Source organism: Thiohalomonas denitrificans (assembly GCF_016841685.1).
GTDB classification, from domain to species: Bacteria; Pseudomonadota; Gammaproteobacteria; order Thiohalomonadales; family Thiohalomonadaceae; genus Thiohalomonas; species Thiohalomonas denitrificans_A.
Genome location: NZ_JAENYR010000022.1, coordinates 39047 through 47675 on the forward strand (window position 1 = coordinate 39047; position 8629 = coordinate 47675).

Here is an 8629-nt window from a genome sequence, read left to right on the forward strand (position 1 = left end):
GTGATTAGACAACGCTTTTAGCCGTTGTTCAGGTGGGACGCGATTGTACTGCATCGGCCGTAAATCTGTCCATGACCGCAGGAGGCCATCAGGGCAACCGCCTACTTTGAAACGAGTGATGCAAGTGCTTGATATCAGGTCGTGGCTCGCCAAGCACCAAGCTTGTGAGTATGCGTTTACCCCGGGAGGCCAGCCAGGGAATAAACAGACTGGATAATTGGTTAGGCCATAGAGCTCACAGAGCCCCACGGAATTCTTCGGCCCTGTGGCCTCTGTTAGCACTGTGGCTAATCGATACCGGGACCACTAGCTCCTATGCCTTCAGACCGAGCACATCCTGCATGTCGAATACGCCGTTATCCGCCTCCATAATCCACTTTGCGGCGCGTACAGCCCCCTTGGCGAAGGTCATGCGACTGGAGGCTTTGTGGGTGATCTCAATGCGCTCCCCCGGGCCCGCAAACATCACGGTGTGCTCACCGACGATATCCCCGGCACGAATGGTTTCAAAGCCGATGGTCTTGCGGTCGCGTTCCCCCGTACGTCCTTCACGGCCATAGACAGCGCACTCCTTCAGATCTCTCCCCAGCGTGTCGGCAATCACCTCACCCATGCGTAGCGCGGTGCCGGAGGGTGCATCCACCTTATGGCGGTGATGCGCCTCGATGACCTCGATATCGACATCATCCCCCAGGACCCGAGCAGCCATCTCCAGCAGCTTGAGGGAGAGGTTTACCCCCACGCTCATGTTGGGAGCGAAGACCACGCCAATATCCCTGCCGGCGTCGGCGACTGCCCGTTTATTCGAGTCATCGAGACCGGTAGTGCCGATCACGATGCGGATTCCCGCCTGCCTGCAGATCGCCAGATGCCTTTCGGTCGGTTCGGGAAGCGTAAAATCGATCACGACATCAATCTCGCCGACCACACTGGCAAGATCATCCACGACGGTAACGCCCAGCTTGCCGACCCCGGCCAGCTCGCCGGCATCCGTACCCACCAGGGAGCTACCCGCCCGTTCGATAGCGGCACTCAATTCAACGCCGTCGGTCTGCTGAACAGCTTCGACCAGCGTCTTGCCCATACGCCCGCCGGCGCCGGTTACCCCAATGCGAATCATCAACGATCTACCTTCTTGTTCTGACAGTTATGCACACAGAGAACAGGGCGAGCGTCCGCTCTCCACTCCGTGTTCTCAGTGGAGCCTGTTTGAGAATAGCGGGCGTCACGAGAGCAAGACTGATTGAGTCAGATTTTTCGGTCATTTGAGGTAAATCAAAAATGAGCGGGAAACCTGGCCAATCAGGCTTGGCCGCACGACTCCATGGATGGAGGAGTTAGAGCGAAGCAGGATGCCAGAGCCGAGTAGGTCAGTCTATTCTCGGACAGACTTCTGGAACTGGGATTCACCAACTGATGTAGGAATACCCCTGCTCCTGAAGTTCCATCATATCAGCGGCGCCAACCTCCACCACCTGCGCAAAGTCCACCACGTCGCTTTCATCCCAGTTGAGGGACTTGAGCGTATTGCCACAGGCGTGGAATTCGACGCCATACTGGGCAAGGCTGGAGACTCGCGACTGGATCTCCTCACTCACCGGCCGTAGGGGTTCCCTGGCGAGAACGTGGATCCCCTCAGCAAAGGCCACCACGACGATTTTCACGTTGTCCCCATACTTGCGAAGAACGGCCCCCACCGAAAACAACACGTGTTCCTGATAGCCGGGATCGGCCTTGTTCAGCTGAAAAAGCAGCTTGTGCTCAGGCTCGTCGCCCGGAAAGTGCAGGTCATCGATGCTATCCGTCTCCTGAGCACTCGCCTGCCGGCCAAAGAGCCCGAGGCCGGCCCCCGCTGCCACAGCTGCCGTAAGCAGGCGCCGTCTTGCACGATCGAGTTTCCGTCCCGGACGAATACTCTCTTTCTGACTCATCCCATTCTCCTTCACACCTGGACTCTTCATCCGGTTTGCCGTTTCGGCCAAAGAGTCTACAACATACCTACTCTGACCGCGTCGTTTTGCGAATCAACTTCGCTACGGAACGATGCGGGTTCAAGACAAATCCCCCCTGAGAATTTCCGTTTATTATATAGGCGGGCCCTATCCATTACATCCGCCACCTCGCCGCCGCCCCTGCCGCTCCCTAACGTGTAAGTAATTCCCTACAAGACTTTCAGGTTTGTCCGACAGACTTTTCAAGGAGTCAGGAAGACAATGCTCACCCACAAGGAAGAGGAAGTTCCAGGGAGGAGACGGGACAGGAGGGCCCCGAGACAAGGTACAAGGCGGTACGGTGGACGTTGAATCCTGCCAGGAACCGGCACAAGGACGAAAGAACGCGAGGGATTGCGACGCAGGGAGGGGCAGTGCCACGGATGTGATCCCAGGGAAGGAAGAAGCGAGCCCAACAGGAGAACGAAAAAGGCCCACGGAAGGAGCCAGGGAGTGGTGAAAGGCCCGGGCATTGCCCGGGCCTTTTTATTGACCAGCCGCCACCTGTCGGACCAGACCGCTAAAACTTCATTTCCTCAAAGAATTTTCGGACCCCGTCCAGCCAGGAATGGTGCTTCGGGCTATGCTTGCTGTCACCTTCACGCATGCTCTCGTCGAACGCGTAGAGAAGCTCCTTCTGCTCCTCGGTGAGATTCACGGGAGTTTCCACCACCACCCGGCACAGCAGGTCACCGACATGGCCGCCACGAACTGATTTGACGCCCTTGCCCCGCAAACGGAACTGCTTGCCGGTCTGGGTCTCCGGCGGCACCTTCAGCTTGACCCGTCCGTTCAGGGTCGGGACATCCAGTTCACCACCCAGAGCCGCAGTCGTAAACGCTATCGGAACCTCGCAAGAGAGATCTGCACCATCGCGCCGGAAGATCGAGTGCGGTTTAACGCTGATCTGAACGTAGAGATCGCCCGGAGGACCCCCGTTTTCACCCGGTTCACCCTCGCCGCCCAAACGGATCCGATCGCCCGTATCCACTCCCGGCGGCACCTTGACGGAAAGGGTTTTCTGCTGCTCTACCCGGCCCTGGCCGTGGCAGGAGGGACAAGGGTCGGTGATAATCTGGCCGCTGCCGTGACAGCGTGGGCAAGCCTGCTGGATAGAGAAAAAGCCCTGCTGCATGCGCACCTGGCCATGCCCCTGGCAGGTGGGACAGGTGGTCGGGCTGCTTCCCTTGCGGGCCCCGGAGCCTTCGCACACTTCGCATTCCACCAGGGTGGGGATACGGATCTTGACGGACGTGCCCTGAACCGCATCCTCCAGAGAGAGTTCCAGGTTGTAACGCAGATCGGCACCCCGGAAGGCGCGGCTACCGCCGCGGGCTCCGCCCCCGAAGATGTCGCCAAAGACATCCCCGAAGATATCGGAGAAGTTGGCCCCGCCACCAAAACCACCCGCTCCGCCGGGACCACCACCCATGCCGCCCTCGAGACCGGCATGGCCAAACTGATCGTAGGCGGCGCGCTTCTGTGCGTCGGCCAGAACGTCGTAGGCCTCTCTGGACTCCTTGAACTTGTTTTCCGCCTCGGCATCATCCGGATTCCGGTCCGGATGGAACTTCATCGCCATGCGTTTGAAGGCCTTTTTGATTTCGGCCTCCGTGGCATTGCGCTGAATGCCGAGCACTTCGTAATAGTCGCGTTTTGCCATAATCCTGAATCGTTCAAAACCACGGGGAGCACGGAGAGCACGGGGTTAAAATTCCCCATGCTCCCCGTGCCCCCCGTGGTATGAGTTGGAGGGGTCGGCTAGCAGCCTTTGGGGCTGCAGTCTACTTCTTATTGTCGTCGACTTCCTCGAATTCGGCGTCGACCACATCATCACCGCCCTTCGGTTCGCCACCGGCCGCTTGCTCGCCACCTTCACCCGCGGCGCCGGCCTCACCCTTTTCGGCATAGAGACGCTCAGCCATTTTACCGGAGGCCTCGGCCAGGGCCTGGGTCTTGGACTCGATGGCATCCTTGTCATCCCCCTTCATGGCCTCCTCAAGCTCGGTAATGGCGGCCTCGATCTTCTCCTTTTCGTCCGCCTCCAGCTTGTCGCCCAGCTCGTGCATGGACTTGCGGGTGGCGTTAATCATGCTGTCCGCCTGATTACGCGCCGTCACCAAATCATGGAATTTCTGGTCGTCGGCCTTATGAGCTTCGGCGTCCTTGACCATCTTGTCGACCTCTTCATCGGACAGGCCGGACGAGGCCTTGATAACGATCTTCTGCTCCTTGCCGGTGCCCTTGTCCTTGGCGGAGACGTGCAGAATGCCATTGGCGTCGATATCGAAGGTGACCTCGACCTGCGGCACCCCGCGTGGCGCGGGCGGGATATCGGTCAGGTCGAAACGGCCCAGGGACTTGTTGTCCACCGCACGTTCGCGCTCCCCCTGCAGGACATGCACGGTAACCGCCGTCTGGTTGTCCTCGGCCGTGGAGAAGACCTGGGTGGCCTTGGTCGGAATCGTGGTGTTGCGGTCGATGAGCTTGGTCATGATGCCGCCCAGAGTCTCGATACCGAGAGACAGCGGCGTCACGTCCAGCAGCAGCACGTCCTTGACGTCGCCAGCCAGCACACCACCCTGAATCGCCGCACCCACGGCAACGGCCTCGTCCGGGTTGACATCCTTGCGCGGCTCCTTGCCGAAAAAGTTCTTGACCGCTTCCTGCACCTTGGGCATGCGGGTCTGACCGCCAACCAGGATGACATCGTCGATCTCCGATGCGGAGAGTCCGGCATCGGACAGGGCGACCTTGCACGGCTCGATGGTGCGAGCCACCAGGTCGTCTACCAGCCCTTCCAGCTTCGCCCGCGTCACCTTGACGTTCAGATGCTTCGGACCGCTGGCATCCGCCGTTATATAGGGCAGGTTGACATCGGTTTGCTGTGTGGAGGAGAGCTCGATCTTGGCCTTCTCCGCGGCCTCTTTCAGCCGCTGCATGGCCAGGGGATCGCTACGCAGATCGATGCCCTGGTCCTTCTTGAACTCGTCTGCCAGATAATCGAGCAGCCGCTTGTCGAAATCCTCACCACCCAGGAAGGTGTCACCATTGGTGGAGAGAACCTCGAACTGGTGCTCGCCTTCGATCTCCGCAATCTCGATGATGGAGATGTCAAAGGTGCCGCCGCCCAGGTCATAGACGGCAATCTTGCGGTCACCATGCTTCTTGTCCATGCCGTAGGCCAACGCTGCTGCCGTGGGCTCGTTGATGATGCGCTTGACCTCCAGCCCCGCAATTCGGCCTGCGTCCTTGGTCGCCTGGCGCTGGGAATCATTGAAGTAGGCCGGGACGGTAATTACCGCCTCGGTCACTTCCTCGCCGAGATAGTCCTCGGCGGTTTTCTTCATCTTCTGCAGGACCTTGGCCGAAACCTCCGGGGCCGCCATCTTCTGGCCCTTGGCCTCCACCCAGGCGTCACCGTTATCCGCCTTGACGATCTTGTAGGCCACCAGATCAATGTCTTTCTGGACCGTATCCTCCTCGAAACGGCGGCCAATCAGTCGCTTGATGGCAAACAGGGTATTCTCCGGGTTGGTGACGGCCTGACGCTTGGCCGACTGACCCACCAGTACCTCGTCGTCATCCTTGCTGAACGCGACAATAGAGGGTGTAGTGCGATCGCCTTCGCTGTTTTCGATAACCCGGGCCTTGCCGCCCTCCATCACCGCCACACAGGAATTGGTGGTGCCGAGATCGATACCGATAATTTTTCCCATAATCTCCTACTCCGATTCTGTTTGGGCCCGCCTGCTGCGGACTCGGAAATTTCTACCGCATTACATAAGGTCAATAGCCGCGGTTTCAACCCTTGGAGACGATCACCATGGCAGGTCGCAGCAGCCGTTCGTTGAGTGTGTAGCCCTTCTGCATCACCGCCACGACGGTGTTTTCCGGATGTTCCGCACTCTCCTGCATGGTCATGGCCTGGTGGTATTCCGGGTTAAACGGCTCGCCGACCGGATTGATTTCCCGGATACCGAACTTCTGCAGTGCATCGCTGAACATCTTCAGCGTCAGTTCGGTACCCTCGCGCAGCCTGGCCACCGTCTCGTCATCGCCAGTGGCGGCGGACAGACCCATCTCCAGGCTGTCCTTGACCGGCAGCAGCTCGGCGGCGAACTTCTCCAGCGCGAACTTGTGGGCGCCTTCCACATCGCGCTCCGCACGACGGCGGGTATTTTCCAGCTCGGCCTGCAGGCGCAAGCACTGGCTCCAATGCTCATCCGCCTTGTTACGGGCATCCTCCAGCTGAAGCTGGAGATCCTCATGGCCCGCTTCCTGCCCCGCTTCGGTCCCGGTGGCTTCGGCCGACTCCGGGGCCTGTGGCTCTTCGCTTTCGTTGTCCGGAGACTTGGTCTCTTCGTTCATGTACAGACTCCGCTTCCTCTCACAAAATAAAAAGGAATCCCCGACGCCGCTACGGCGCCTGAATTCCCTGAGATATAGGGGGCTACTTGTCGGGATTCAAGGCCGCGCCGAGCAATCGGGCAGTAATGTCGACGATCGGGATAACACGGCCATAGGCCATACGGGTGGGGCCGATCACCCCTAACACGCCTACTACCCGGTCTTCCACCTTGTAGGGGGAAGTAACGATACTGCAGACGTCCAGCGCCTCATGGCCCGCTTCATTGCCGATGAAGATTTGCAGGCCATCGGCGGCAAGGGACTGGTCCAGGAGATGGAGGATGTCCCGTTTGGTGCCGAACGCCTCGAACAACCGGCGCAGACGCTTCATATCGGACATCTCCGCATACGACATGAGATTGGTCTCGCCAGCCATGAGGTAATCATCCTCATCGTCATCTTCGGAAAAGGCCTGTTGAGCCATCTCCAGCGCAGAACGCATCAGCCGGTCCATATCCTCGCGATCGGCCTGCATCTGCTGGATGAGCCGATTGCGCACCTCGCGTAAAGTGCGGCCGGCGAAATGCTCGTTGATGAAATTCGCCGCCCGGGTCAGTTCCGAGCCGGAATAACGCCGCGTGGTATGAATGATGCGGTTCTGCACCTCCCGCTCATTGACCACCAGAATAACCAGCACACGGGAAGCGGAGAGCGGCAAAAACTCGATCTGCCGCAATGCCACCTGTTCGCGGCGGGGAAGCATGACCACACCCGCCAGCGAAGTGACGTCCGAAAGCAGGGATGAGGCCGAGGAGAGCAGCCGGCCGGGGTCCTCTCCACTCTCGAACTGCGCCTCCAGGCCACGAAGCTCCTCCTCATCCAGTGGTTTTATCGTCAGCAGAGTGTCGACAAAAAACCGGTAGCCCTGCGCCGTTGGTACCCGACCTGCCGACGTGTGCGGCGACCGGATCAATCGCGCCTCCTCAAGGTCGGCCATGACGTTACGGATCGTCGCCGGACTCAGGTTCAGCTTGCTGTCCCGCGCCAGGGTGCGTGAGCCAACCGGCTGGCCATCACGGATATGGCGCTCCACCAAGGCCTTGAAGAGATATTGGGCACGTTCGGTCAATTCGTAACCGGCCATGTTGCTCACTCGTCTCTCAGTTACGTCCGATCCACACGTCGGAGCAGCGATTTTAGCACTCCCGGGGGTCGGCTGCTAACGCTGTCGCTAGTGGGCCATGCGGAAAAGGGAGAAGGGACAAACACCTTTTCAACAGCCTGCAAAGCGTGAAACAGTACCCTGGTTGGCGGACTCCCGGTAACGTGTTAAGTTTCCGGCAGTTTTTGGAGGGAGCAATGGCGGAAGAGTTCACAAGTATCGGGCTGATTGGAAAATACGCGGACGCTTCGGTCGGTGCGACACTCCGGGGCTTACGGGATTATCTGCAGGGCCACGATGTCGACGTGCTGCTGGATGAGGCCACCGCCGAAGTGTGGCCGGACCATGACATGAGCACCGCCAGCCGGCCGCACATCGGCGAGCACTGCGACCTGGCGATCGTGGTCGGCGGTGACGGAACCCTTCTGAATGCCGCCCGTTCGCTCGCCAGTTACCGGATCGCCCTGCTGGGTATCAATCTGGGTCGTCTGGGGTTCCTGGCCGACATTTCTCCGGATCAAATGCAGGATAAACTGGATTCCATCCTCAAGGGCGAGTACCAGGAGGACAGACGCTTCCTGCTCCACACCTCCATCATCCGTGACGGTGAAGAGCTCTCCGAAAGCGAGGCGCTCAACGACGTCGTGGTGCACAAATGGGACGTGGCGCGGATGATCGAGGTGGAGACCTACGTGGACGGGCGTTTTCTCAACACCGTACGTTCCGACGGCCTTATCGTGTCCACCCCGACCGGCTCCACCGCCTATGCGCTATCAGGGGGTGGCCCCATCCTGCAGCCCAGCCTTGATGCCGTCATCCTGGTCCCGATCTGCCCTCACACCCTGAGTCATCGACCGATCGTTGTTCACGGCGAAAGCGAGATCGAGATCGTGGTAGGCGGGGCCGGTCAGTCCCATGCACAGGTAACCTGCGATGGACAGATCAATCTGGGCCTGGTCTCCGGGGACCGGGTGCGAATCAAGAAAAAGTCACACGAAGCACGGCTGATCCACCCCCTGGATCATGACTACTTCCATATCCTCCGCGCCAAGCTGGGTTGGGGATGAGCTGCAGTGGCTAGTGGCTAGTGGCTAGTGGCTAGTGGCTAGTGGCTAGTGGCTAGTGG

Annotated in this window: 7 protein-coding genes; 1 reads left to right on the plus strand and 6 read right to left on the minus strand. The window is 59.5% G+C overall.

All coding sequences use genetic code 11. From position 1 onward, the window contains the following. Positions 1-313: 313 nt before the first annotated feature. From dapB to hrcA, 6 genes are all read right to left on the minus strand, one after another. On the minus strand, positions 314-1120 hold the full coding sequence (gene dapB, locus Q7L05_RS06860; RefSeq protein ID WP_303903891.1) for a 4-hydroxy-tetrahydrodipicolinate reductase: 807 nt from the start codon (positions 1118-1120) through the stop codon (positions 314-316). A gap of 286 nt (positions 1121-1406) precedes the next feature. Beyond that, the gene (locus Q7L05_RS06865; protein ID WP_303903894.1) at positions 1407-1931 is read right to left on the minus strand and encodes a DsrE family protein; all 525 of its coding nucleotides are present in this window, start codon (positions 1929-1931) and stop codon (positions 1407-1409) included. A 580-nt stretch (positions 1932-2511) separates the two neighbouring features. Beyond that, entirely contained in the window at positions 2512-3654 is a 1143-nt protein-coding gene (gene dnaJ / locus Q7L05_RS06870; RefSeq protein ID WP_303903897.1) for a molecular chaperone DnaJ, read from the minus strand. Positions 3655-3775: 121 nt separating this feature from the next. Next, a complete protein-coding gene (dnaK, locus tag Q7L05_RS06875; RefSeq protein ID WP_303903900.1) occupies positions 3776-5710 on the minus strand; it encodes a molecular chaperone DnaK in 1935 nt (644 codons plus the stop codon). A gap of 85 nt (positions 5711-5795) precedes the next feature. Beyond that, the gene (grpE, locus tag Q7L05_RS06880) at positions 5796-6362 is read right to left on the minus strand and encodes a nucleotide exchange factor GrpE (protein ID WP_303903903.1); all 567 of its coding nucleotides are present in this window, start codon (positions 6360-6362) and stop codon (positions 5796-5798) included. Positions 6363-6444: 82 nt separating this feature from the next. Then, positions 6445-7485, minus strand: coding sequence for a heat-inducible transcriptional repressor HrcA (gene hrcA / locus Q7L05_RS06885; protein WP_303903912.1), 1041 nt, complete (start codon positions 7483-7485; stop codon positions 6445-6447). A 215-nt stretch (positions 7486-7700) separates the two neighbouring features. Between hrcA and Q7L05_RS06890 the strand changes: the two genes are divergently transcribed. Continuing rightward, complete coding sequence (locus Q7L05_RS06890) at positions 7701-8570, plus strand: NAD(+) kinase (RefSeq protein ID WP_303903906.1); 870 nt, start codon at positions 7701-7703, stop codon at positions 8568-8570. The last annotated feature ends 59 nt before the right edge of the window (positions 8571-8629 follow it).

Bases quoted from the DNA above. Each gene is read 5' to 3' on its own strand.
- dapB (WP_303903891.1), bottom strand. From the start codon at position 1,120: ATGATTCGCATTGGGGTAACCGGCGCCGGCGGGCGTATGGGCAAGACG.
- Q7L05_RS06865 (WP_303903894.1), bottom strand. From the start codon at position 1,931: ATGAGTCAGAAAGAGAGTATTCGTCCGGGACGGAAACTCGATCGTGCA.
- dnaJ (WP_303903897.1), bottom strand. From the start codon at position 3,654: ATGGCAAAACGCGACTATTACGAAGTGCTCGGCATTCAGCGCAATGCC.
- dnaK (WP_303903900.1), bottom strand. From the start codon at position 5,710: ATGGGAAAAATTATCGGTATCGATCTCGGCACCACCAATTCCTGTGTG.
- grpE (WP_303903903.1), bottom strand. From the start codon at position 6,362: ATGAACGAAGAGACCAAGTCTCCGGACAACGAAAGCGAAGAGCCACAG.
- hrcA (WP_303903912.1), bottom strand. From the start codon at position 7,485: ATGGCCGGTTACGAATTGACCGAACGTGCCCAATATCTCTTCAAGGCC.
- Q7L05_RS06890 (WP_303903906.1), top strand. From the start codon at position 7,701: ATGGCGGAAGAGTTCACAAGTATCGGGCTGATTGGAAAATACGCGGAC.